Raw genomic sequence first — 24451 nt, 5'->3', positions numbered from 1 at the left:
CCTTGAAACACAAATACTGAATCTCGGACTTTCAAATTCTCAACAGCAATATGCCTTTCAAAAAGAAAAGCAACAAAACAGACCAGGGTTTCGACAGCATAACCATTTCGCTGGCCAGCCCGGATGAAATCCTTGAGCGCAGCTATGGAGAGGTGCTCAAGCCGGAAACCATCAACTATCGCTCCTACAAGCCCGAACGCGACGGCCTGTTCTGCGAGCGCATATTTGGCCCGGTCAAAGACTACGAATGTTACTGTGGCAAATACAAGCGCATCCGTTACAAGGGTATCGTCTGCGACCGCTGTGGCGTGGAGGTCACCGAGAAAAAAGTCCGACGCGAACGCATGGGGCACATTCGCCTCGTCGTGCCCGTCGTACATATATGGTTCTTCAAGAGCTTGCCGAACAAAATCGGCTATCTTCTCGGCCTGTCGTCGAAAAAACTCGAGTCCATCATCTACTACGAGCGCTATGTGGTGATACAACCCGGCGTGAAAGCAGATGAAGGCATCAGCCGCATGGATTTGCTGACCGAGGAAGAATACCTCGAAATCCTCGACGCACTGCCCAAAGACAACCAGCTGCACGACGACTCCCATCCCGACAAATTTGTCGCAAAAATGGGGGCAGAGGCCATCCTGTCGCTGTTGAGCACCCTCAATCTGGACGACCTTTCGGCTCAGTTGCGCCACGACGCGCACACCGAAACCAGCCAAGCTAAAAAAACGGATGCCAACAAACGCCTGCGCGTAGTGGAAGCTTTCCGTTCGGGTCTGGAAGATTCGGGCCAGCGCCCCGAATGGGCAATTATTCAATACCTGCCTGTGGTGCCCCCCGAATTGCGCCCACTCGTTCCGTTGGATGGTGGCCGTTTTGCCTCCTCTGACCTCAACGACCTCTACCGTCGTGTCATCATCCGCAACAACCGCCTGAAGCGCCTGTTGGAAATCAAAGCGCCGGAAGTCATTCTGCGCAACGAAAAGCGGATGCTGCAAGAAGCTGTCGACTCACTCTTCGACAACTCGCGCAAGTCCAACGCAGTAAAAGCCGAAGGTGGCCGCGCACTCAAATCGCTGTCCGACATCTTGAAAGGCAAGCAAGGGCGTTTCCGTCAGAACCTTCTCGGCAAGCGCGTGGACTACTCCGGCCGTTCGGTCATCGTGGTGGGGCCGACACTCAAACTCCACGAGTGCGGCATTCCGAAGGCAATGGCAGCCGAGCTGTTCAAGCCATTCATTATCAGAAAACTCATCGAGCGCGGTATCGTGAAAACGGTGAAATCCGCGAAAAAACTCGTTGACCGCAAAGACCAAGTTATTTGGGAGATTCTCGAAAACATCCTGCGCGGGCACCCGGTCATGCTCAACCGAGCCCCGACACTGCACCGCTTGTCTATCCAAGCCTTCCAGCCTCGACTCATAGAGGGCAAGGCCATCCAATTGCACCCGCTCGTCTGCACAGCCTTCAACGCCGACTTCGACGGCGACCAAATGGCCGTCCACGTTCCGTTGAGCCACGCCGCTATTTTAGAAGCACAAGTGCTGATGCTTTCGAGCCACAACATGCTCAACCCTCAGGACGGCTCGCCCATCACACTGCCATCGCAGGACATGGTATTGGGCTTGTACTACTTGACAAAAGAGCGCAAGTCAATCCCAGACAACCCGGTGAAAGGCGAAGGCCGCCGATTCTATTCCACCGAAGAAGTCCTGATTGCTTACAACGAAGGCCAACTCGACCTCCACGCAGGCATTGAATGCCGAGTGCCACAAGATGAAAACGGCCAAATCGTCCACAAACGCATCAACACAACGGTAGGTCGCGTGCTGTTCAACCAAGCCGTGCCGCAAGGTGTCCCTTTCATCAACGAGCTGCTCACGAAACGCAACCTGAAAGGCATCATCGGTGACATATTGGGACGCACCAGCTTCAAAACCACCGCCGAATTCCTCGACAGTATCAAAGAACTAGGCTTCGGTTGGGCGTTCAAAGCGGGTCTATCCTTCAACTTGGGCGACCTGATTATTCCAGATTTGAAACGCAAGGCCCTTGAGGCAGCGCAAACCGAAGTAGATGAAGTGTGGGACAACTACAACATGGGTCTCATCACCTACAACGAGCGCTATAACCAAATCATTGATAAATGGACTTTCGCTGACAACCGCGTTACCGACCAGCTCATGAAAGAACTGAGTGCCCACAAGCAGGGATTCAACTCAGTGTTTATGATGCTCGACTCCGGTGCGCGTGGCTCCAAGCAACAAATCAAACAGTTGTGCGGATTGCGTGGCCTCATGGCCAAACCGCGTAAGTCCGGCGACACAGGAGGCGCCATCATCGAAAACCCAATTCTGTCCAACTTCCTTGAAGGACTTTCGGTGCAAGAGTTTTTCATCTCGACACACGGTGCACGCAAGGGTCTGGCCGACACTGCATTGAAAACGGCTGATGCAGGTTATCTCACACGTCGTCTGGTGGACGTAGCGCAAGACGTAGTTATACGCGAGGTGGACTGCAACACGCTTCGCGGCATTGATACTTCCGCCCTCAAAGAAGGCGACAAGATTATTCAAAATCTGAAAGACCGTATCAAAGGACGTTACAGCCTCTACGACATCTACCATCCGGAAACGGAGGCATTGCTTGTGGCTGCGGGAGAATACATCACGGATAAAATCGCGGGCGATATCGAAAACGCCGATATCGAAACAGTGACAATCCGTTCGGTGCTGACCTGCGAAAGCCGTCACGGTATCTGTGCCAAGTGCTACGGCAAAAACTTGGCGACCGGACGTATAGCCGAAATGGGAGATGCCACTGGCATCATTGCAGCCCAATCCATCGGCGAACCGGGTACGCAGCTGACACTCCGCACCTTCCACACGGGTGGTACGGCCATGATTGGTCAAACGGAAAACAACATCACTGCTCGCAGCAACGGTAAGTTGGAGTTTGACTCTATCCGCACCGTCGAAGGCGCAGATGCTGAAGGCAAACCAGTGAAAGTGGTCGTGTCGCGTACAGGCGAAATTCGCATGGTGGACCCGAAAAACAATCGGGTACTCGCCAACAACTACATCCCCTATGGCTCCATCCTGCATGTCAGCGATGGCCAAGAAGTGCAACGTGGTGACAAAATATGCGAATGGGACCCCTTCAACGCCGTTATCGTGAGCGAATTCAACGGTATCGTGCGCTACAACAACCTCGAGGAAGGTGTCACCTTCCGCATGGAGCGCGACGACCAAACTGGCTTCGCAGAAAAGGTAGTGATTGAAAGTAAGAACAAAAAGAAAATCCCTTCCGTCACGATTCTCAATGCCAAAACCGGAGAAGAATTCAAAACTTACTCTCTCCCCGTGGGAGCCTACATCTCCGTGGACGACGAAGAGGCAGTAAAATCCGGCCAACAAATCGTGAAAATTCCGCGCAAGCTAGGCAAAATCGCGGACATCACGGGTGGCCTCCCGCGCGTGACCGAGCTCTTCGAAGCCCGTAACCCATCCAACCCAGCGGTCGTGGCAGAAATTGACGGTGTCATCACCTTTGGCGCGCTCAAGCGTGGCAACCGCGAAGCCATCATCGAGGCCAAAGACGGCCAAAAGCGGAAATACCTCATCCCACTCACCAAGCACGTCCTCGTGCAGGACGGTGACTTTGTGCGGGCTGGCACCGCGCTCACGGAAGGAGCCATTTCGGTGAAAGACATCCTGGCCATTGCCGGACCTTTCGCAGCCTCCTCGTACCTCGTCAACGGCGTGCAAGAAGTGTATCGTTCGCAGGGCATCAACATCAACGACAAACACATCGAGGTCATCGTGCGGCAGATGTTGCGCCGTCTCGAAATCGTCGACCCAGGCGACACCCACTTCTTGGAAGGCGAACCAGTGGAGCGCAACGAATTCATTGATTACAACGACTGGATTTTTGATAAAAAATTCGTCATTGACGCAGGGGATAGCACCAAACTAAAAGCAGGTGCCTTGGTGACACTCCGTCAAGTGCGTGAGGAAAACTCTTTCCTCAAGCGCAACGACAAGAAACTTGTGGAATACCGCGACGCCATTCCGGCTACCGCCGTCTCGATGCTGCTGGGTATCACCAAAGCATCACTTGGCACCGAGTCGTGGATTTCTGCCGCGTCGTTCCAAGAAACCACCAAAGTGCTTAGCACGGCCGCCATCGCTGCAAAGAAAGACTACCTCATGGGCTTGAAAGAGAACGTGATTGTAGGCAAAAAAATCCCAGCAGGCACGGGTATGCGCAAATACGACCGCTTGCAGGTCACGGGTTCGGGCCGTCCGTTCCGCGAACAGCAAGAAGAAGTATTGGTGGAAGATGAATGACGAATGCGCCGCTCGTCGCAGGCATTTCAATTGATAGACAGTTAATGGTGCCGCCGCTTTGTTTCGACACTCGTTTCAGGCGGCGGCGCTTTTTTGCGAACAAATGTCACCGACCACACTACTGGGCATTTTGAAATTTGCCACGAAGTCACAAAGACGCAAAGCAAAATAATCATTGATTTGCCGCATTTTGTGCCTTTGTGTCTTTGTAGCACAAAAATAATATCCATTAGTGTGGTGACCGACCCCGACCATTCAAGTCAAAACCGCCGCTTTCTGGAAATCCATGTTTTGTGGACATTTTTGGGAAAGTTAGGAGGATTTCTCACAAGTGAAATTTGTTGACAGGAATTACAAGATTTACGTGATTCAAGCCCTTCTTCGAAGGGAAAAAACTGTAAACCTTGTCATCCCAGTCGAAACTTAGACTTGTAAGACATCCTTCTTTATGATAAAATAGGGCAAAGGCTTCCTTTCAATTGTTTTTCGCAATCGCCCGTCCGGCGGAATGTGTGGAGAAGAAGAGCAGAGGGGTGGGCAGCCAAGTCCCTCTTGTTTTTTTCTAACACACACATTTTTAATGACAGCTTTTAAGAATCTCGGCATCGCCGACGACTTGCTGCAAGGCATTGCAGCACTGGGCTTCGAAACGCCCACACCTGTGCAGGAACTTGTCATCCCCACTGCACTTTCCACCGACGACGACATCATCGCATTGGCCCAAACAGGCACGGGCAAAACAGCTGCCTTTGGCCTGCCCCTGCTGCAGCGGATTGACCCCTCAGAGCGAGGCGTTCAGGCGCTCATCATGTGCCCTACCCGCGAACTGTGCGTGCAAGTCGCCAATGACTTGGTCAACTACTCACACTTCGCCCATCAATACAAAGTGGTCGCAGTTTACGGCGGTGCTGGTATCGAGGGCCAAATCCGGCAAATTAGGGCAGGGGCACAAATCGTGGTGGCGACCCCCGGTCGTCTCATGGACTTGATGACACGCAAAGCCGTCCGGCTGGATGGCGTGCGCCGCGTCGTGCTCGACGAAGCCGATGAAATGCTCAATATGGGCTTTAAAGAAGCCATTGACTTCATCCTCGCCGCTGCCGAAAATCGTGAATCCATCTGGTTGTTTTCGGCCACCATGCCCAACGAGGTGCGCGCTATCGCTGCTGACTACATGGCCAACCCGCAAGAGCTAAGCACCGGCAAGCGCAACCAAACCAATGAGAACATTGAGCACATCTACTACGTCTGTAGGGCCGACGACCGCTACGCCACCTTGAAACGGGTGGTGGATGCCAACCCCGGCATTTATGCCCTTATTTTCTGCCGCACCAAAAACGAGACGAAAGAAGTGGCCGAGCAGATGATACGCGACGGCTACAATTCGGATGCGCTACACGGCGACTTGGCCCAAAGCGACCGCGACCGCGTGATGCAGCGTTTCCGCGAGGGCCACTTGCAGCTGCTTATCGCCACTGATGTGGCGGCGCGTGGCTTGGATGTGAGCAACATCAGCCACGTCATCAACTACGGCCTGCCCGACGAGGTGGAGGTCTATACCCACCGCTCAGGTCGCACTGGCCGTGCGGGTCGCACTGGTGTGAGTATCAGTATTGTCACGCCAAAGTTCGAGGAACGCATACGCCTCATAGAGCGGAAGAACAAAGCATCTTTTACCAAAAAATCAATCCCGACGGGCATCGAGGTGTGCGAGCAGCAGCTCTACCATATTGTCAACAACATCCACAACCAAGAGGTGCATCACGCGGAGATAGAACCCTACATGGCTCGCATCAACGAAGAACTGAAAGACCTCAGCAAGGAAGAACTCATCAAGCGTTTTGCAAGTGTCGAGTTCAACCGTTTTCTCGCTTACTACCGCGACGCACCTGACATCAACGTCTATCCGCGCGGCGACAAACGCGGCGCAAGAACCCACAACGGCCAACCCGCAGGGCAAATGGCTCGTCTGTTTGCCAATATCGGCGACATGGATGGCGTGTCAAAGAAGGACTTCATCAGACTGCTTTCCCGCACCTTTGGGGTGCCCGACAGAGCCATTGGGCACATTGACCTCAATCGCGCCTATATGCACTTCGACCTCGACGCGGCCTATGTAAACGTGGTGCGTCAGGGGCTTTCCGAATTTACCATCAATGGTCGTCGAATCCGAGTGGATGATGCTTCTGCCCCCAAAGAAAAGAGGACGAAAGAGGATAAATTTTTCGAGAAATTCGGGAAAAAGAAAAAGGGGAAGAAGTGGTAGTCCTATTCTTCAAGCCACACTACCGATGCTGCTTGCTCGGTAGTGTGGTTTCCGATTACATTTCCTAATGCTGCACGATTATTTTGTGGGTACCATGCCGCCCATCTGCCGCCTCCCATCTCAATATGTAAAGGCCAGCAGGTAGATTTGCGATTGAGCGTTCAATTATTTTTCCTTCCGAGGTTAACTCCGTTTTTTCTAAAACTTTGCTTCCAAAAGCATTGAACAAAGTCAGTGTGATAGCACCTGATATATCGGTGCGGATTATTAGTCGCGATGAAGCGGGGTTGGGGAATACAGATATCCCCTGTTTGGTATGTTCCTTTGTGGCGGTGGAAGCACATAATGGCTGCCCAATGGGGTTGTTTTCCAACAGATGTTCTTGCAAAAGCCTGAACTCGTCAAGTCGCTGGAGTTGTGCCGATGGGCCTTTTTCGGTTAAGGCTGAGATGGAAAAGAAGACCTCGTTAACTGCGCCCGGCTTAATGGTCAACGGCCCGTAACTGATTATCATCTCTCTGTCACTCAAAGGGTTGGAAGCCGAGATTTCGCTCCAGCCGTCAGCATTGGAAGGGTGTCCCGGAAATGCAAACTTGACTTTTTCCCCACCGCTATTGTAGCCTATCCCTCCCGCCAATAAAGGAGAACCATCACGCCAATGCCCTGACAGATACCTGTAAAACCCTATGGGCAAATGGGGCCTCCTCACGGCGGCCGGGAACTCATTGGAATGCAGGATTGGGATTGCGTGGCTCAACTCAATTAGATTTCCAAATGTGTCCAACGGGCCGCGAAAAGAGTTAATAGAAATCATAGCCGGATTTTGGCCTGCTACCAAGTCATTCAATGTATCAGCGTTGTAGCAATAAACAGCAGCTTTTTTCGGCATTGAGCATCCCAAATAGTCATCGTGCGGGTAGCCAAGCTCAAAATCTGCGAAAAGGCCAAAGTATGCCGAATCTGCCCGCTCGATATCTTCATAAGAGAAACTATATGCGAAAAAGATAGTGTTTTGAGCAAATTCTTTCTCGTTGCAATCGAGGGTAAATGCTGTAAGCATACCGTTCATCGAGATTTCTTTGACACTTGCTGAAAGAGCATGGAGGCCATTATCGAAAAAGGGAGCACACACTAGCTGCTCAGGGACAAGATTGGAGAAAGATGCCAAGTGCCCTACCGTAGGGTAGTCCCCATCATAAGGGTCATAAATTCCATCATTATTGTGGTCGTAGAAGTGCGGCAATGGCCTGTATTGAGGCGGGATAGCGAATTCGTTCAGCAACGTGGAATGAGGATTGCCCGGCGCTGGCCAAGCAAATATGGCAGGGATAGGGTTATCTATCACACCGTTATCTTGAAAGTCGGAAATGTGTTCTGATATTTGTTCACGGCTGACTTTCCAAACCTTACCTGAACCCGTCACACCGCGTATTCCCTGCTGCCAGTCAGACACTGTTGGGTCGTCCATTTCACAAGCTAACTTCAGATTGCCTGCCGGGTCAAGCCCTCCTATCCATGGAGCAAGATGACCAAGCAAATTTTTGGGAGGAAGCCCGGGCGCATCATTTCCCAAAACGAAACCACCAAGACTGTCTGCATGAATTCCTGCTGAAGTGATGCGGGCGCTTACTTTTCCTGAATTAATCCATGTTTGGTTGGTTGCAGGATTTTGTGCGGCTACAGTATGGATGGCAATGCCTAACAATAGTGAAATCAGAAGTCTCATGTCCAAATGCTGAATTGGTCAAATAAATCGGATGCAAAGAACTTGAAACCATTTAGATGAGCCAAACCCAATATTTGGATAAGTCAGATTTCAAAGATACGGCAATGTATGCCTTAGTTCGTTGGGATTTGTCAGATGACCATGATTGCTCCCCCTGATTTTGAACAGATTGCGATTGCAGCTATGCCCAAAACTTGGCGGTGCGAGGTATAATCATTCACTCATCAGCACCCCCAGCAGCTCCTGTGCCGCCTTTGCCACTATTGTGCCGGGCCCGAACACCGCTGCCGCGCCTGCTTTTTTCAAAAAATCGTAATCCTGCTGAGGCACCACGCCACCCACCACGACAAGAATATCAGGGCGGCCCAGTTCGCGGAGTGCCTCGATTGTCTGGGGCACCAAAGTCTTGTGCCCCGCTGCCAAGGAGGAAATGCCGAGTATGTGCACGTCGTTTTCCGCCGCTTGGCGGGCCGCTTCGGCGGGTGTTTGGAACAAGGGGCCGATGTCCACGTCAAACCCCAAATCGGCAAAAGCGGTGGCGATGACCTTTGCGCCCCGGTCGTGACCGTCTTGGCCGAGCTTGGCAACCATGATGCGTGGGCGGCGACCTTCTTGCGCAGCGAAGGTGTCGGCCATCCGACGCGCTTTTTCAAAATCTTCGTTCTGTTTCATGTTGGCAGCATAGATGCCAGAGATGGATTTGGTGGTGGCTACGAAGCGCCCGAATGCGTTTTCCATAGCCAACGATATTTCACCCAGCGTGGCACGCGCGCGAGCAGCTACGATGGCCAATTCCAACAAATTCCCTTGCCCTGATTTTGCGCAATGCGTGAGGGCGTTCAAAGCCGTCTTTACGGCAGATTCGTCGCGGTTTTTTCGCACCTCGTTCAGTCTGCGTATTTGGCCTTCACGCACGGTGGCGTTGTCAATGTCAAGTATATCGAAGGGAACATTATCAGCCACTTGAAAAATGTTGACCCCAACGATTTTGTCCTGGCCCGAATCAATTCGCGCCTGTTTTTGAGCGGCAGCCTCTTCGATGCGAAGTTTGGGCAATCCTTCTTCTATGGCCTTGGCCATGCCACCTAATTGTTCCACTTCCTCAATCAAGGCCCAAGCCTTTTCCACCAAATCCAGTGTTCGTTGTTCCACAAAATATGAGCCCGCCCAAGGGTCAACCGCTCGCGTGACGTTGCTTTCCTTCTGAATAAAAATCTGCGTGTCGCGGGCGATTTTCGCAGAAAAATCGGTTGGCAAAGCAATGGCCTCATCAAACGAATTGGTATGCAGGCTTTGTGTGCCGCCCAAGACTGCCGCCATCGCCTCGATGCAAGTGCGGGCCACGTTGTTGAAGGGGTCTTGTTCTGTGAGCGACCATCCCGAGGTCTGGCAGTGGGTGCGTAGCATGAGTGACTTGGCGTTGTGGGGGCCGAATTGCCTGACGAGTTTTGCCCACAAAAGCCGTCCCGCACGCATCTTGGCGATTTCGGTGAAGTGGTTCATCCCGATGCCCCAAAAGAAGGAGAGTCTTGGTGCAAAATCATCAATATCCAGCCCTGCCGCAAGCCCTGCTCTGATATATTCGAGACCATCGGCGAGGGTATATGCCAGCTCCAGCTCAGCCGGGGCGCCAGCCTCATGGATGTGGTAGCCCGATATGGAGATAGAGTTGAACTTGGGCATTCGTCGAGCGCAGTAAGCGAAAATATCGCTGATGATGCGCATGCTGGGCGCCGGCGGATAGATGTAAGTGTTGCGCACCATGAACTCTTTCAGGATATCATTCTGAATGGTGCCTGAAAGTTGTTCGGGCGAAACCCCTTGTTCCTCCGCTGCCACGATGTAAAAAGCCATGACTGGAATGACGGCGCCATTCATCGTCATGGAGACCGACATCTGGTCGAGCGGTATTTGGTCAAAAAGGATTTTCATGTCTTCCAACGTATCAATGGCCACGCCTGCTTTGCCGACATCGCCCACCACTCGCGGGTGGTCGGAGTCATAGCCGCGATGGGTGGCCAAATCAAAGGCAACGGAAAGCCCTTTTTGCCCCGCAGCGAGATTGCGACGATAGAATGCGTTGCTTTCCTCAGCGGTGGAGAAGCCTGCGTACTGGCGAATGGTCCAAGGCTGAGTGGCATACATCGTAGAGTAGGGGCCACCGAGAAAGGGCGGGATGCCGGCGACGTATCGTTGCCACACGTTGCTGGGAGGCAGAGGCGCTTCGGCAGGCCGCAGCGCCGGGTCGAATTGTATTTTGGAAAAATCAGGAGTGAGCATCACAACGGATTTTGGTTTCGAGGGCGAAATATCGGTGATTTATTCGGCTGACACGCCCCTTAAACGATTGCTTGGAACGGCGGCCACAAAAAAACAAGCCCGCACGACCGGGGGGGAGATTGGCGCACGGGCTGTAGTGGATGTGATACTTTTTATGGCAACACGATTCAGGCGGGGCTTGCTACCATATCCTTCACGAGGAGTTGGAAGCCATTGCCGTGAATGTTGACAATCTCGATAGCAGGGTCTTTTGCGAGATACTTGCGGAGCTTGGTCACAAAAACATCCATCGAACGAGCGGTGAAATAGGTGTCTTCGTGCCAAATCTTGGTGAGCGCCTCTGTGCGCGGCATCACGTCGTTGATGTATTTGCAGAACAATTTGAGCAGCTCCGCCTCTTTTGGGCTTAGCTTCCATTGTTTTTCCTCGCCGGGCTGCGCCTCCGTGAAGGTCAGGATGCGCACGGGGTAATTGAAATGGTATTTGCCGATGGTGAACTCTCGCTGGTCGTCGCGGGGGTCGGCGTTCTTGTGAAAGCGTTTAAGCACGGCTTGGATGCGCAGCAAAAGTTCTTCCGAGTTAAAAGGTTTGGAGATATAATCATCGGCGCCAAGTTTAAAGCCTTGCAACACGTCGTCCTTCATCGTTTTGGCGGTGAGGAAGATGATAGGCACTTCTTGATTGCGCTCGCGTATTTCCTTGGCAAGCGTGAAGCCGTCTTTGCGCGGCATCATCACGTCAAAAATGCAAAGGTCGAAACTGTTTTTCCTGAAAGCTTCCAGTCCAAGCACGCCGTCGGTGGCGAGCGTGACCGCGTAGTCGTGCATTTCGAGATAGGAGCGGAGTACGTCGCCGAAGTTTTGGTCGTCTTCTACGAGCAGGATTTTGTAGTTAGCACTTGCCATAAAGTCGGTCAGTGGTGTGATTAGATGATGTTCCGATATAGGGGTAGGTTATTCGAGATTGCGGATGCTGCATTAACGTTCCCCCGCGAATCGAAGTATGCGCGGGGTTAAAGACAGCATAAATTTGTTAAATTGCCATGTTTTGGCGGGCTTTGGGCGAATGTTAAAAAAGACAGATAGGCGACATTTTTGAGGTTAGGTTCGTTTGATTGTTGAAAAAGCAGGCAACTGCCCCCTATTTTTGTCTGCACTATTTTAATCCCTTATCCAAAAGCATCCGATTACTCATTACATCCCTATGCCGTCTCATGAACAGACCAGCTTCCCTTCTTTCGGCGCTGCGTGTGCCATTGGCGCGTTTCATCGCGCCGTTTTTTGCCAGCCTATTTTCTTGTATCAAACCTCAGGCTATGTCAACGCTGCTTCCTGTGTCGGGCCTCGGCATTGGCTTGTGTCGGTATTGTTGATGTGATATTGGCTACTCCGAGGGAGTGGCCAATATCACACTAGGTTCTCTTTCCAAAAAATTTCTCAAAGAAACTGCCCCGTTCCAACCACACTTCACTTGGTTCAGATGTCTTATGCTTCATAGGCGAGAACCCCGGTCGTGAAAAGTCGCGGCCGGGCTTTTTTATGCAAAAAAAAGAGCCACCCGAAACGAATCGGATGGCTCCAGCCTTATATTCAGTTTTTAATGTCTTCGGTTGTCAGTCATTTCATTTTAGCCAAGTCAGCGGAAGTATCCTGTGGGGCGGTGCGGCTCGACCACTCGATTTGGTCAGGATTGCCGGGGGCAACGAGGTCAATCGTCTGGAAGTCGGTGAGGTTGAGGCTGATTTGATTGTCTTGCGCACCGAAAGTACGGAAGTCATTGGCCCAGTTCACTTTGTATTCCTTTACGTCGGCGCTGAGGTTTTCGGCAATTGTCGCGACGGTAAGTGAGTTAGGGTTCACACCTGCCACATAGTGAGTGCCGACATATTGACCTTCTTTGTCGAAAATGGTGATGCTGTAAGTTTTTGTGCCACGGCTCAGGCCGCGAGCGATATTGTAAAGAACGGCGATGTTGTTTTCCGTTTCAAATTTTGCGACTGGTTCTGGATACACTGGCATGCTGCTGAATTGGGCGCTGCGCTCGAGTTCGGGAAGGAACTCGTAGTATTCCCAACCAAGGCGCTTGGCTTTGGCTGCGGCGTTGTTTTGAAGCTGGCCTTGCAGTTCTTCAGCGTTGAAGGAGTAAGGAAGCTCGGCAGCCGGAAACTGAGCCAAGAAATCCTGAAACGTCGGAGCGTCTTGTGCTTTCACTTGGAAAGCGAAGAGGCTGGCGAGAGCGAGCAGGATGGTCGGAATTGCGGCGTTCTTTTTCATGTTGCTTAAGTATTGGTTTGTGAGATGATGTGGATGATTTTCGATTAAACGGCGCTTTTTGTTATTTTTCGGCGCATATAGGGGTAGTGTCAAATGGAGTGCCAAAAAATCGCGCGTTCAGGTTTTTTTGAGAAAAATTTTTTGAGGAGAGCGGGATTTAGACTTTGAGCGGTATCAAAGTCACATATACGAGTCAACGTTTTGTCCGGTTTTGTCAAAGAACAGGAATGTGGTCGGCGTAGCGGAAGGTGCAGAAAAGGCGCGGTTCTTTGAAGATTCGAGAGGTGACGCTGTGGTTGATGCTTTGTTGGAAGCTCGCGTGAACAGTGTTCGACTGATTTTTGGAAATTTATCCTGTGGATTGCTTTTTGAATCGAGGCTTAAAGAAAAACCCGCTGCGCGAATGACTCGCGAGCGGGTTTCCAGTTTGTTTGAAGCAGAAAGCAAATTCTTACTTTTTTGCTTTTGATGCTTTGCCACTTGTTTTGGGGGCTTTTTCCCCATCGGGCATGGTTGGCATACGGCCAGCCACGGCGTCGTGCATGAAAGTGCCCCATGTGAGGTTGTTGCCGCCATCTTTGTGGGCAAGTGCTTTCTCGATGGCCATGTTCGCGGCGTTTTCCACTACCCATTCAAAGTTCTCCTCGCCGACCGAGTTTACGTCGGCGTCGGGTGCTGGGTTGCAGAAATCAATGGCGTAGGGGATGCCATCGCGTATGGCGAATTCGACGGTGTTGAAGTCGTAGCCAAGTGCGTGGTTGATGCGAAGCACGAGCTCGTGCATTTGGTCGCGCAGTGCTTTGGGTACTTTGTGGTCGGCCACATAGCGCAGATGGTGCGGGTTGCGCGGCTCGTAGTCCATGATGCGCACATATTTGCCGCCGAGGCAGTAGCATCTAAAATAGGCATCGAAATCAATGGCTTCTTGCAGCAGCATGACGAGGGTGTTGGTCTCGTTGTAATCGCGGAAAAACTCATCGAAGTTGTTGACTTTATAGACGTTTTTCCAGCCGCCGCCAGCATGGGGTTTCATAAAGAGGGGAAAGCCGCCGAGATAGTCAATCATTTTTTCCCAGTCGAGCGGGTACTTCATGTTGCGGAAGCTCTGGGCACTGGTGTCGGGTGGCATCTGTTTGGAGGGCAACAGAATGGTGCGGGGCACCGGGACGCCGATTTTAGTGGAAAGGCAATTGTTGAAAAACTTTTCGTCGGCGCTCCACCAAAAAGGGTTGTTGAGCACGGCGGTGCCGTTGAGCGCCGCGTTTTTCAGATAGGCTCGATAAAAGGGGACATCTTGGCTGATGCGGTCTATCATCACCGCATAAGATGTTGGATGCCCTTGCATGAGTTCCTCCACGAGGACTGGCTCGGCGTGTATGCCCTTGACTTTTTTGGCATTGACGCGGGCGACAAATGCCTCTGGGAAGGATGATTCCTTGCCGTGTAGAATTCCGATTTTCTTCATTCCGTTCTAATGTTTGTGATGTGTGCGAAATAACGGTTTGCGTTTCTGTGTGCGACAAAACTACTGAAAAGGGTTTGGCTGCAAAATTTTCGTTAAAAAAATCAAGCAGAACCGCTTGTTAGTCATAGTCAATGACGGGTTTCCCTTTCGGCCCTACCAGCACCTCTTCTTTGACGCGGGCCACGATTCTTCGGAGCGTGTCGAGCGCCACCTCCTGACCTTCATAGCGGGCGTATAGTGTCACGATGCAGGGGCCGTGTTTTTTAAAGATGTGTTGCACGGTGCCATCCACAAAAGGTTTGCGAGGGCTTCCGTCGCCAAAATCGAGCTCGTATTCGGGGCCTTGGCTGTATTTCACCATGTAGAATTTGAAAGGACGGCCTGCTTCCGGGTGTTCGCTGGTGTGGAGCAGTTCGCCGGGTATTTTCTGGATGGGGGCGGAGGCGTTGGGGTCAATGTCGGTGGCTTGATTTTCCGCTTGCACGAGCGACTTGTCGCCCGAACGACGGGTGGGGTCTTTCCGCGAAAATTGAAGCGCGACAAGCCCCGCGATGCCGAACAAGGCGATAACAACCAGCAAGAGCGTTTCTCGATTTTTCCCTTTCTCAGTTTTGGTTTCGTTTGCCATGCGAAAGTTGATTTTGTGAAAAACTGGTGCAAAGATGCTGAGCGGTTGGTTCAAATTGTGTGGTCGGAGACCAAAGGGGATGGGCTGCCTTGTTAATGGTTCGTGGGAATGATTTTGGCCAAAGCGTGGCAAACATACATGATTGCCGCCATTCGAGCGAGAAATCGCCTCGAAACAGGCGTGTGCATTGCGCGAAAAAGCATACCCTGATTCGCCATGGTTTGTCAAATGGCCATAATTGTTCTCCCTGACGTTGAGCAGATTGCGTTTTTCGCTATGCTCAAAACTTGGCGACGCGGGGTGTGTCAACCAAGACAATTTCGCAAATCGTTTTCATTTGGGGAAAGAAAAAGCCCCATTCCAGTCAATCCGGGACAGGGCATCGTATCCAACGTTGGCTTCTAATCAAACATAATTGGGGCTCAACATCGCCTCCGGTGCCAGTTCCCGATGCTCTGGGATTTTGTCGAGCGCCTGTTCCAAATCCCACCACAGGTCCTCCACATGCTCCACGCCAACGGACAGGCGAATGAGCGCGTCACTGATGCCAAAGGCGATTTTCTCGGCATGGCCAACACCCGCGTGGGTCATCGTGGCAGGGTGTTGAGCCAAAGATTCCGTACTGCCAAGGCTTACGGCCAATTTCACAATTTTCAGATGGTTGAGAAATGAAAAAGCCTCCTTTTCGCCTCCCTTCACTTCAAAAGAAACCATTGCCCCCGGCGACGAGCACTGCCTCCGATATATTTCGTAGGCCTCGCCATCTTCAGGTGTCAACAGACCGAGATAGTGCACTTTGGCCACTTTTGAGTGCCGGACAAGGCGGCGGGCGATGACCTGAGCGTTTTCAGTTTGTTTTTCCATTCGAAGTTTAAGGGTCTCAAGGCTTCTCAACAGCAACCAACCTGTATGTGGGGCTATCATGTTTCCCAAAAAGGTACGCAGCGTTTTCACCCGTGCAATTAGTTCCGTCGGGCCAAGGCAGGCACCTGCTATGACATCGCTGTGTCCACCAATATATTTTGTAGCAGAGTATAAAACGAGGTCAGCGCCGTGGCGTAGCGGATGTTGCCAAATCGGCCCCATGTAAGTATTGTCCACAGCCACCAAGACTTGCCTTCCATTGCGACCAAATACGTTTGCCACAGAGCGACACACGGAGATGTCCACGAGGTCGTTCGTTGGGTTTGCTGGCGTTTCGATGTATATCATGCCGAGGCGGTCTTTTTTGCCTGATGCCTCAACGATTTGCAACAATTCTTCACGACTTGCGCCGGGGCTGAAACCTAACACCTCAATGCCAAACTTAGTCAGCACATGATGCACAAGGTGACTTGTGCCCCCATATAAAGGATTGCTGCAGAGCAACAAATCGCCCGGCCGCAAAAACTCGAACAGTGCCGTTGAGATGGCTGACATGCCGCTTTCGAAGACAGCACAGGCTTCGGCTCCATCCCACAGTTTAAGCCGCTCCTCAAGGATTTCCATGTCGGGATTGTTCAGTCGGCTATAGATGAGGCCGGTTTTTTCTTTTGCGCCCTTCTCGCGCAGCCCGTATGCGACTTCAAAAAAAGCCTTGCCCTCTTCGGCAGTGCGAAATGCAAAGGTTGATGTCTGGAAAATGGGACATTTCACGGCACCCTCCGACCATTCGGAGCGGTAGCCATGCGACATCATTAAGGTTTCGGGTTTTAAATCTCGTTTCATGACACGGCAGTTTTTGTTACAAAATTCATGTTTATGGAATTATTTGCCAATAGATAAATTTAATTAAGAATAAAAAACTTTAATTTGACGTATTTAAAGAACTATCGTGTATTTTTGTTTTCTAAATTGCCATTTCATGGAAAAAAAATCTGTGACAATTGACGCATCGGACCGCGCTATTCTCCAACTCCTCCAAGAGGATGCGTTTCTGACCACCAAGGAAATAGCAGCTCGGCTCAATCTGACTACGACACCTGTTTTTGAGCGCGTGAAAAGACTGGAAAAAGAAGGCTACATTGCTGGCTACACGGCTTTGCTTGACCGCCGCAAAATCGGATTGGCGATGCTCGTTCTTTGCGAGGTGTCACTCAAGGAACACAACCGCGATTTTTTGCTGCAATTCGAAGCAGCGGTGATAGACCTGCCAGAGGTGTTGGAATGTCACCATATCACGGGCGAGTATGATTATTTGCTCAAAGTTGTGGTCAACGATATGGACGACTACCAACGATTCATCAAGGAAAAACTGGCAACCCTCGAAAATATAGGGCGCGTGCAAAGCCACTTTGTAATGACGGAGGTGAAGAACACAACCATGCTGCCGATTCGGTAAGTCTTTCACCCATTTCTCACCAAAGCATTGCCCGTGAAAAACAAGCAAACAGCGACCTGCCTTGCGCTATCCTTTGCCCGTTTCGACGAATTTCAAAAAAATCTTTCGAAAAACTTTTTCCAGCCTTGCATTGTTGAGACCTTAACTCATATTTTTGTGGCGAAAATTCGCTAACCAATTTTGTCTCACAACCTGTCTTAATACAATGTTCGATATTTTGGAAAAAACGGATGTGCTCAAGGGGGGAGAATTCCTCATCAGAGAGAGCAGCCCGGAGGACACGTTCATTCCCGAAGAACTCAACGAGGAGCAACTCATGGTCAAACAAATGGCCTCAGACTTCCTAAACAACGAGATTGCGCCCAACCGCCTGAAAATCGAAAAACGCGAACCGGGACTTACCGAACGCTTACTGGAAAAAGCAGGGGAATTGGGTCTGCTCGGCGCTCATATGCCAGCCAAGTACGGCGGCACGGAACTCGATACCAACACCAACACAGTGATAGCCGATGTGCTTGGCCCCTGTGGTTCTTTTTCCACGTCCATCGCGGCGCACACAGGTATCGGGATGTTGCCAATCTTGTATTTTGGCACCGAAGAGCAAAGAGAAAAATACCTGCCCCGGCTCATCTCCGGAGAGCTCAAAGCAGCCTACTGTCTTACTGAGCCGGGTTCAGGCTCCGATGCGCTCAATGCCAAGACTCGAGCCGATTTGAGCGCCGATGGTAGCCACTACATCCTGAACGGACAGAAAATGTGGATTACCAATGCTGGTTTTGCGGACATATTCATCGTGTTCGCAAAAATCGGTGGCGAGAAATTCACCGGATTTATCGTGGAGCGCAACACGCCGGGCATCACTTTGGGCGAAGAAGAAGACAAGCTCGGCATCAAAGGTTCCTCTACTCGTCAAGTGTTTTTTGAGAATGCCAAAGTGCCGGCGGAAAATGTATTGGGCGAAATCGGCAAAGGCCATTTGATTGCTTTCAACGCACTGAACATTGGCCGCTACAAACTCGGCGTGATGTGTATCGGGGGCAACAAGGAGGTCGTCAACATGGCCACTCGCTATGCCAACGAACGCATTCAGTTTGGTCAGCCAATCGGTTCTTTTGGTGCCATTCAGCACAAACTGGCAGAAATGGCAGTGCGCAATTTCGCCGCAGAAAGCGCAGGCTTCCGCACTTCGCAACTGATGCAGGACAAGAAAGCAGCCGCCGAAGCAGAGGGGAAATCCTTCGGCCAAGCCACCCTGGAGGCAGCGGAGGAATACGCCATCGAATGTTCCATCCTGAAAGTCATTGGCTCCGAAGTGACCGATTACTGCGTGGACGAAAATGTGCAGATTCACGGTGGCATCGGCTTCAGCGAAGAATATCCAGCCGCCCGTGCCTACCGCGACAGCCGCATCAACCGCATCTATGAAGGCACCAACGAAATCAACCGGATGCTCATGGTGGACCAATTGTTCAAACGCGCATTGAAAGGCCAGTTGGACATCGTAGGCCCAGCGTGGGCAGTTCAGAAAGAACTTGCGGCGATGCCGTCTTTTGAAAAAGTAGAGGGCGACTATGCCGAGGAGCGCAAAGCCCTCGCGGATTTCAGAAAAATAATTTTGATGACAGCGGGGGGGGCAGCCAAGATGCAGATGGATGGCAAGCTCAACCTGAAAGAGGAGCAGGAGCTGTTGATGAACTGCGCCGATATGCTCATTGACCTCTACACAGCGGAATCCATGTTGTTGCGGGTGCAAAAACTGGCCGATATGCAAAAAGAGCAACCACAGGAAGTGTACGACGCGATGTTGCAAATCTACTTCCACGATGCGACGGCGCGCATGACCAAAAATGCCACCGACGCTATCGCATCCTTTGCCGAAGGCGACCTGCTCAAAACCTTCCTAATGGGCGTGAAGCGCTTCGCCAAATACCCCCCGGTAAACGTAAAAGAAAAACGCCGCCTCGTGGCCCAAGCATTGCTACAGGCCAACGGCTGGTGTTTTTGAGCGGCTGTTGACGACCGTTGGATTGTGACCGTTTTATTAAACCTACTTGGAAGAGCAGCTATCTCAAAAGGCTGATAAAGGTTGATTTTTGATGCTAGAAGGTGCGACACCGGGCGGGCATCCAAAGGAGCACTTTCATAGACGCTCATCAGCCGTTATCAATCTTGCGAGACAGCTGCTTCTTTTTTAGGGCAAAGGATGGCGATATCCCACTGAAATCTGCGCCGCGCGATGAAAACTCTTAAGTTCGCCCAATTCGAAGCCATTCTCATCGGTAAACTTGGCATCTCCGTACAAATCATAGATGCCCCAACTCTGCCGCGCCCCGATGAAAAAGCGGCGAATCCGATACTCCAACCCAGCGATGAGGCCAAAATCAAAATCCCTATAAATGCCCAGTTTATTGATGTTGACATTTTCGCCTCCCGATATGGCGCGAACACCAAGCAAGCGCCCTCCTTCCATGCCTGCCTGAATAGACAACCCGCGCCAGACCTGAAAATCAACGACCACCGGGAGGTAGATATAGTGAAAAACATTCCTCGCCGAAGCTGGGCCAGCAGGCCAGAAAAGTTGCGACTCAAAACCCTTTTGGCTGTATTGAACACCAAACAACAAAGCCCATTTTTGATTGAAATCCATCTTTCCTTCCAAACCGGCATGAAAGCCGTGCAGCGGGTCTGTGCTGTTCGGCGGCACCAGTCCGTCCTGCCACTTTATCTCTGAAAGATGGATGTTGGTAAACGAATACCCACCGCGAGCGCCCAACGCAAAAGTTTGGCCCGATAAGGAATGTGCATACAAAAACAAGGCAGATGACAACAGAAGAGCGTAATTCATGGAAGCATTTTTTGTGTGAACAGTACGATTGGCCTACTTGATGTGATGAAATGCAATTTGGTTGTTCCAATCGTTTGGGCATTTGCGTTTGACAAACGACTTTTGTCACGAATCGCTAAAGCAACAAATCATGCCCGCCAACAACTACCGCGCCATCACCGCCTGGGCCGAAGAAGACCGCCCCAGAGAGAAAATGCAACTCAAAGGCAAGCAAGCCTTGTCAGATGCCGAATTGCTTGCCATACTCATCGGCTCCGGCACGGTAGGAGAAAGCGCTGTCGCATTGGCACAGCGCATACTCGCTTCCGTTGACCAAAATTTGCATGAGCTCGGCAAACGCTCGATAAAAGAATTGCAGCGATTCAAAGGCGTGGGCGAAGCCAAAGCCATCACCATAGCTGCCGCGCTCGAGATAGGCCGGCGGCGTCAGTTGTCCGACCTGCGCGAACGCCCGCGCATACATTCGAGCCGCGACGCTTTTCATGCCATCGCGCCGTTGCTCACCGACTTGCATCACGAAGAGTTCTGGCTATTGCTGCTCAATCGAGCCAATGAAGTATTCGGACGAGAGCGCCTCAGCACAGGTGGTATGGGCGGCACGGTAGTGGATGTGAGGATGGTGCTGAAGGCCGCGCTCGACGCTCGCGCCACTTACTTCATTGCAGTACACAATCACCCCTCCGGCAACCTGCAACCCAGTCAGGCAGACGTGGATTTGACAAAAAAACTAAAGCAAGCAGGGGAACTGCTCGAAATACCCTTGCTCGACCATCTTATCGTGTCAGAGCGGGGTTACTACAGCTTTGCGGACGAGGTAGGAATGTGAGCAACAGCAAGAAGGCATCACCATTCAAGAATTGGCTGCCACATAAGCCAGCAAGAGTTGTCTTTAGGGATATTTCACCATCGCATAAACAGCAGACACATGAACCAACTTTTTACGCACTTAGCCCTGTTAGGCGGGGGCGCTTTAATCCTATTTTGCTGCACACCCAAAAAAGATTGCCGCGACCTCACGGGCCGATGGGCTACACGGGAAGGCAGGGTTTTGCTGTTCCAGCCAGACGGGCACGCACTATGGCTATTCAAATTTGGTAGCGAGTTCGACACTTTCCCCGCACAATACCAATACGACTGTCGGCAAAAACCCGCCACCCTTGATTTGAGTGGCTTTCAAACCGGGCCACTCACTGGCAAAACACTCTACGGCATCATCGAATGGGCAAGCGATACCACCTTTCGATTCGATGCCGAATCTGGAACCACCCCAGAGGTTCGCCCAAAAACATTCAGCGTGGAACAAACTCAGCAATACTTTCGGGAAAATTATACCTTGATTCGCTAAGATTTATCAAGTGGCCATGATTGATGCCCTTGATTTTGAGCAGACCGCGACCATAGCCATGCCCAAAACTTGGCGGCGCGAGGTATAGTTGAACGAGTTGGCCGGGCAAGCCCTTCAACTCATCAAGCCTGCGCAGTGGGGGTGCCAAAGTTCATCGGAGGAGTTGGCTGGTCCACGTCCTCAATTTTGCCAAACTGCATCTCGTATTTTTGAATGTTATCTTTCAGTGCGAAAAGCAGCCTTTTGGCGTGCTGAGGAGTCAGAATGACGCGGGCTTTCACCTTCGCCTTTGGCACGTTGGGCATCAAGCGAATGAAATCCACCACAAATTCAGCGTTGGAGTGCGAAATGATAGCAAGATTGGAATAAATACCCTCGGCTACCTCTTCAGACAGTTCGATATTGATAGCGGCTTGTTGCGGAATCTTATTTTCTGCCATTGTTAATGTAAAAAGTTTGGGTGTGTGATGATTCAAATTGCCTCGAGTTTTTTTTAAGGGGCTGCAAAACTACCGTAAAGAAATCAAAGTCGAGGAAAGGTGTTCAAAAAAGTACATCCGCTTTTGTCAACAATACTCAATTTTGAATGGTATTTCTTTTAAAATCGAAATAGTGTTACCTTCGCGCCCGCTTTTGAAAAAAGCAAGGGGTAACGGTTTCGCCCCGAAGTGAAATCGGCAAGTGGTTAAACACTTAAAAAGCCTCAGAATCAACCGTTTTTCAATTATGTTACTCGACGAAGAAAAAGAAATCCAGAACGAGCAGGACAATACTGTAGAAGCGTCCGCCGAAACAGCTGCCGAATCGCCCGCCGCCGAAACCGTTGCGGAAGAAACTGCCGAATTAGTGGAAGCAGCCACCACGCCCCCAACGGACGAGGCAGAAGAAACCATCGTGGAAGCAGAGGCCGAGGAAGAAATCGAGGAAGAAGCCCCTGCTCCCAAAGCATCGGAGGCGGCCGAGCCAGAAATCATCGCAACTGAAGAAGAAGAGGAAGAAGAAGTCGAACTTCCTGTTTTCGACACGGTGGCAGCTGGCGGTGCCCACGACGATTTCAACTGGAAAATGGACAAGCGCGGCACTTTTGCGTACGATGAAGCAGAAAAAGCCGCCCTCTTGAAACAGTATGACGAGACCCTCAGCAACGTCGCCGAAAACGAAATCATCAAAGGCCGCGTCAGCGCCATCAGTGGTGGCGACGTTGTGCTCGACATCAACTACAAGAGCGACGGCCTCATCCCCCTGAGCGAATTTCGCGATATGCCCGGCATCGCCCCCGGCGACAACGTGGAAGTATATGTGGAAAGCCAAGAGGACAGCGAAGGCCAACTCGGCCTCTCGCGCCGCAAAGCCAAAATCCTCCGTGCTTGGGAAAGCATCGTGGACTCCTTCAAGAACGGAACCATCATTCGCGGCACAGTCATCAGCAAAACCAAAGGCGGCCTCATCGTGGATTGCAACGGCCTCGAGACCTTCTTGCCCGGCTCCCAGATTGACATCAAGCCCGTCATTGACTACGACCAATATGTAGGCAAAGTGATGGAATTCAAAGTGGTGAAAGTCAATGAGCAAATCAAGAACGCCGTGGTGAGCCACAAAGCCTTGATTGAAAGCGACTTGGCCGAACAACGCGAACACATCCTCGGCAGCCTCGAAAAAGGTCAGGTGCTTGAAGGCATCGTGAAAAACATCACCGACTTTGGAGCCTTCCTCGACCTCGGCGGCGTGGACGGCCTGCTCTACATCACTGACATCAGCTGGGGCCGCATTGGCCATCCCAGCGAGGTGTTGCAGCTCAACCAGCGTATCAACGTCGTGGTGCTCGATTTCGACGAGAACAAGAAACGCATCAGCCTCGGCCTCAAGCAACTCACCCCGCACCCGTGGGAGGTTTTGCCAGCAGATGTCACCGAAGGCTCCGTCGTCACAGGCAAAATCGTCAACATCGAAGACTACGGCGCATTTGTGGAAATCCTGCCCGGCGTAGAGGGTCTTATCCATATCAGCGAAATATCTTGGGGCAACCAAAGCATCAATGCGAAGGAATACTTCAAGATGAACCAAGAAGTGGAAGCCCGCGTCGTCACCATTGACCGCGCCGACCGCAAGATGTCGTTGTCCATCAAGCAACTGACAGCCGACCCGTGGAGCGAAATCGAGAACCGTTTCCCCATCAACAGCCAGCACACCGGCACGGTGAAAAACATCACCAACTACGGCATCTTCGTAGAACTCTCCGAAGGCGTGGGCGGCATGGTGCACATCAGCGACCTCTCTTGGACGAAGCGCTACGCTCACCCCAGCGAGTTCACCAAAGTGGGCAGCCCGATGGAAGTGATGGTGCTCGACATTGACAAAGAGAAACGTCAAATCAGCCTCGGGCACAAGCAAACGCAGGAGAACCCCTGGGATGCCTTCGAAGGCATCTTCCCGGTCGGCTCCTACCACGAAGCTACCGTGCTCAAGCGCGACGACAAGGGCGCTACTTTCCAGATGCCACACGGCCTCGAAGCATTCGCTCCCGCCAAACACATCAGGAAAGAAGACGGCAACCCGGTGGAAGCCAACGAAACGGTGACGGTGAAAGTCATAGAGTTCAACAAAGACGACCGCCGCATCCTCGTGTCGCACACGCGCTATTTGGAGGATTTGAAGCAAAAAGCCGAAGCCGTCGTGAAAGCTGAAAAAGCAAAAGAAGAAGGCGAGGCACAAGCTGCCATCACAGAAGTGCAGAAAAAAGTCGAGAAAGAAACACTCGGCGATTTGGCCGTGCTCGCACAGTTGAAAGAACAGCTCGAGAAATAATCACCAAGTCGCTCAAGCCAGCGACCATTGCACATAAATCCCTCGTTCCGCAAGTCGGAGCGGGGGATTTTCATTGATACTGAAAGCCTTTTTGACTTGCTGCGGTGGAGGGCTTTGAGTGAAAGGGATTGGCATTTTTCGACTGGCAAGGC

17 protein-coding genes are annotated in these 24451 nt (G+C 51.5%); 7 read left to right on the top strand and 10 right to left on the bottom strand.

What is annotated here, in order from left to right:
- Positions 1-50: 50 nt before the first annotated feature.
- Together rpoC and KIS77_22025 are read left to right on the top strand one after the other, a co-directional pair.
- A complete protein-coding gene (gene rpoC, locus KIS77_22030) occupies positions 51-4346 on the top strand; it encodes a DNA-directed RNA polymerase subunit beta' (protein ID MCW5925016.1) in 4296 nt (1431 codons plus the stop codon).
- Between the two features lie 580 nt (positions 4347-4926).
- A complete protein-coding gene (locus tag KIS77_22025; protein MCW5925015.1) occupies positions 4927-6612 on the top strand; it encodes a DEAD/DEAH box helicase in 1686 nt (561 codons plus the stop codon).
- A 64-nt stretch (positions 6613-6676) separates the two neighbouring features.
- On the opposite strand, the gene KIS77_22020 is transcribed toward KIS77_22025, so the two are convergent.
- From KIS77_22020 to KIS77_21985, 8 genes are all read right to left on the bottom strand, one after another.
- Entirely contained in the window at positions 6677-8338 is a 1662-nt protein-coding gene (locus KIS77_22020) for a T9SS type A sorting domain-containing protein (protein ID MCW5925014.1), read from the bottom strand.
- A gap of 213 nt (positions 8339-8551) precedes the next feature.
- The gene (scpA, locus tag KIS77_22015) at positions 8552-10618 is read right to left on the bottom strand and encodes a methylmalonyl-CoA mutase (protein ID MCW5925013.1); all 2067 of its coding nucleotides are present in this window, start codon (positions 10616-10618) and stop codon (positions 8552-8554) included.
- Positions 10619-10785: 167 nt separating this feature from the next.
- Complete coding sequence (locus KIS77_22010; GenBank protein ID MCW5925012.1) at positions 10786-11523, bottom strand: response regulator transcription factor; 738 nt, start codon at positions 11521-11523, stop codon at positions 10786-10788.
- A gap of 711 nt (positions 11524-12234) precedes the next feature.
- Positions 12235-12891, bottom strand: a complete 657-nt coding sequence (locus KIS77_22005; protein ID MCW5925011.1) for a hypothetical protein — start codon at positions 12889-12891, stop codon at positions 12235-12237.
- A 180-nt stretch (positions 12892-13071) separates the two neighbouring features.
- Entirely contained in the window at positions 13072-13371 is a 300-nt protein-coding gene (locus KIS77_22000; GenBank protein ID MCW5925010.1) for a hypothetical protein, read from the bottom strand.
- A complete protein-coding gene (locus KIS77_21995; GenBank protein ID MCW5925009.1) occupies positions 13343-14356 on the bottom strand; it encodes a hypothetical protein in 1014 nt (337 codons plus the stop codon). The genes KIS77_22000 and KIS77_21995 overlap by 29 nt, the downstream gene beginning before the upstream one ends.
- 118 nt (positions 14357-14474) lie before the next feature.
- On the bottom strand, positions 14475-14984 hold the full coding sequence (locus tag KIS77_21990) for a hypothetical protein (GenBank protein MCW5925008.1): 510 nt from the start codon (positions 14982-14984) through the stop codon (positions 14475-14477).
- A 405-nt stretch (positions 14985-15389) separates the two neighbouring features.
- Positions 15390-16691: a cystathionine gamma-synthase family protein gene (locus tag KIS77_21985; protein ID MCW5925007.1), complete on the bottom strand. Its 1302-nt coding sequence runs from the start codon at positions 16689-16691 to the stop codon at positions 15390-15392.
- Between the two features lie 136 nt (positions 16692-16827).
- Here KIS77_21985 and KIS77_21980 point away from each other — a divergent pair, with 136 nt between their 5' ends.
- Both KIS77_21980 and KIS77_21975 read left to right on the top strand, forming a co-directional pair.
- Positions 16828-17304 carry an Lrp/AsnC family transcriptional regulator gene (locus tag KIS77_21980; protein ID MCW5925006.1) on the top strand — a complete coding sequence of 159 codons (477 nt, stop codon included), beginning with the start codon at positions 16828-16830 and terminating at the stop codon, positions 17302-17304.
- 205 nt (positions 17305-17509) lie between these two features.
- Entirely contained in the window at positions 17510-19309 is a 1800-nt protein-coding gene (locus KIS77_21975) for an acyl-CoA dehydrogenase family protein (protein ID MCW5925005.1), read from the top strand.
- 186 nt (positions 19310-19495) lie between these two features.
- On the opposite strand, the gene KIS77_21970 is transcribed toward KIS77_21975, so the two are convergent.
- On the bottom strand, positions 19496-20149 hold the full coding sequence (locus tag KIS77_21970) for a PorT family protein (GenBank protein ID MCW5925004.1): 654 nt from the start codon (positions 20147-20149) through the stop codon (positions 19496-19498).
- A gap of 130 nt (positions 20150-20279) precedes the next feature.
- Between KIS77_21970 and radC the strand changes: the two genes are divergently transcribed.
- Positions 20280-20975 carry a DNA repair protein RadC gene (gene radC / locus KIS77_21965; GenBank protein ID MCW5925003.1) on the top strand — a complete coding sequence of 232 codons (696 nt, stop codon included), beginning with the start codon at positions 20280-20282 and terminating at the stop codon, positions 20973-20975.
- Between the two features lie 99 nt (positions 20976-21074).
- Positions 21075-21494 carry a hypothetical protein gene (locus KIS77_21960; GenBank protein MCW5925002.1) on the top strand — a complete coding sequence of 140 codons (420 nt, stop codon included), beginning with the start codon at positions 21075-21077 and terminating at the stop codon, positions 21492-21494.
- Positions 21495-21616: 122 nt separating this feature from the next.
- Here KIS77_21960 and KIS77_21955 read toward each other — a convergent pair whose 3' ends face one another.
- Positions 21617-21934, bottom strand: coding sequence for a DUF3467 domain-containing protein (locus KIS77_21955; protein MCW5925001.1), 318 nt, complete (start codon positions 21932-21934; stop codon positions 21617-21619).
- 286 nt (positions 21935-22220) lie between these two features.
- Between KIS77_21955 and rpsA the strand changes: the two genes are divergently transcribed.
- Positions 22221-24299 carry a 30S ribosomal protein S1 gene (gene rpsA / locus KIS77_21950; protein ID MCW5925000.1) on the top strand — a complete coding sequence of 693 codons (2079 nt, stop codon included), beginning with the start codon at positions 22221-22223 and terminating at the stop codon, positions 24297-24299.
- The last annotated feature ends 152 nt before the right edge of the window (positions 24300-24451 follow it).

It is taken from the genome of Saprospiraceae bacterium (assembly GCA_026129545.1).
In the GTDB taxonomy this organism is placed as follows: domain Bacteria; phylum Bacteroidota; class Bacteroidia; order Chitinophagales; family Saprospiraceae; genus M3007.
This window is presented reverse-complemented; position numbering and strand designations above follow the sequence as displayed.

Bases quoted from the DNA above. Each gene is read 5' to 3' on its own strand.
- KIS77_22005 (MCW5925011.1), bottom strand. From the start codon at position 12,891: ATGAAAAAGAACGCCGCAATTCCGACCATCCTGCTCGCTCTCGCCAGC.
- KIS77_21995 (MCW5925009.1), bottom strand. From the start codon at position 14,356: ATGAAGAAAATCGGAATTCTACACGGCAAGGAATCATCCTTCCCAGAG.
- KIS77_21955 (MCW5925001.1), bottom strand. From the start codon at position 21,934: ATGGCAGAAAATAAGATTCCGCAACAAGCCGCTATCAATATCGAACTG.
- KIS77_21990 (MCW5925008.1), bottom strand. From the start codon at position 14,984: ATGGCAAACGAAACCAAAACTGAGAAAGGGAAAAATCGAGAAACGCTC.
- KIS77_21980 (MCW5925006.1), top strand. From the start codon at position 16,828: ATGGAAAAAAAATCTGTGACAATTGACGCATCGGACCGCGCTATTCTC.
- scpA (MCW5925013.1), bottom strand. From the start codon at position 10,618: ATGCTCACTCCTGATTTTTCCAAAATACAATTCGACCCGGCGCTGCGG.
- KIS77_22025 (MCW5925015.1), top strand. From the start codon at position 4,927: ATGACAGCTTTTAAGAATCTCGGCATCGCCGACGACTTGCTGCAAGGC.
- KIS77_21960 (MCW5925002.1), top strand. From the start codon at position 21,075: ATGAACCAACTTTTTACGCACTTAGCCCTGTTAGGCGGGGGCGCTTTA.
- KIS77_21985 (MCW5925007.1), bottom strand. From the start codon at position 16,691: ATGAAACGAGATTTAAAACCCGAAACCTTAATGATGTCGCATGGCTAC.
- KIS77_21970 (MCW5925004.1), bottom strand. From the start codon at position 20,149: ATGAATTACGCTCTTCTGTTGTCATCTGCCTTGTTTTTGTATGCACAT.
- radC (MCW5925003.1), top strand. From the start codon at position 20,280: ATGCCCGCCAACAACTACCGCGCCATCACCGCCTGGGCCGAAGAAGAC.
- KIS77_21975 (MCW5925005.1), top strand. From the start codon at position 17,510: ATGTTCGATATTTTGGAAAAAACGGATGTGCTCAAGGGGGGAGAATTC.
- KIS77_22010 (MCW5925012.1), bottom strand. From the start codon at position 11,523: ATGGCAAGTGCTAACTACAAAATCCTGCTCGTAGAAGACGACCAAAAC.
- rpoC (MCW5925016.1), top strand. From the start codon at position 51: ATGCCTTTCAAAAAGAAAAGCAACAAAACAGACCAGGGTTTCGACAGC.
- KIS77_22020 (MCW5925014.1), bottom strand. From the start codon at position 8,338: ATGAGACTTCTGATTTCACTATTGTTAGGCATTGCCATCCATACTGTA.
- rpsA (MCW5925000.1), top strand. From the start codon at position 22,221: ATGTTACTCGACGAAGAAAAAGAAATCCAGAACGAGCAGGACAATACT.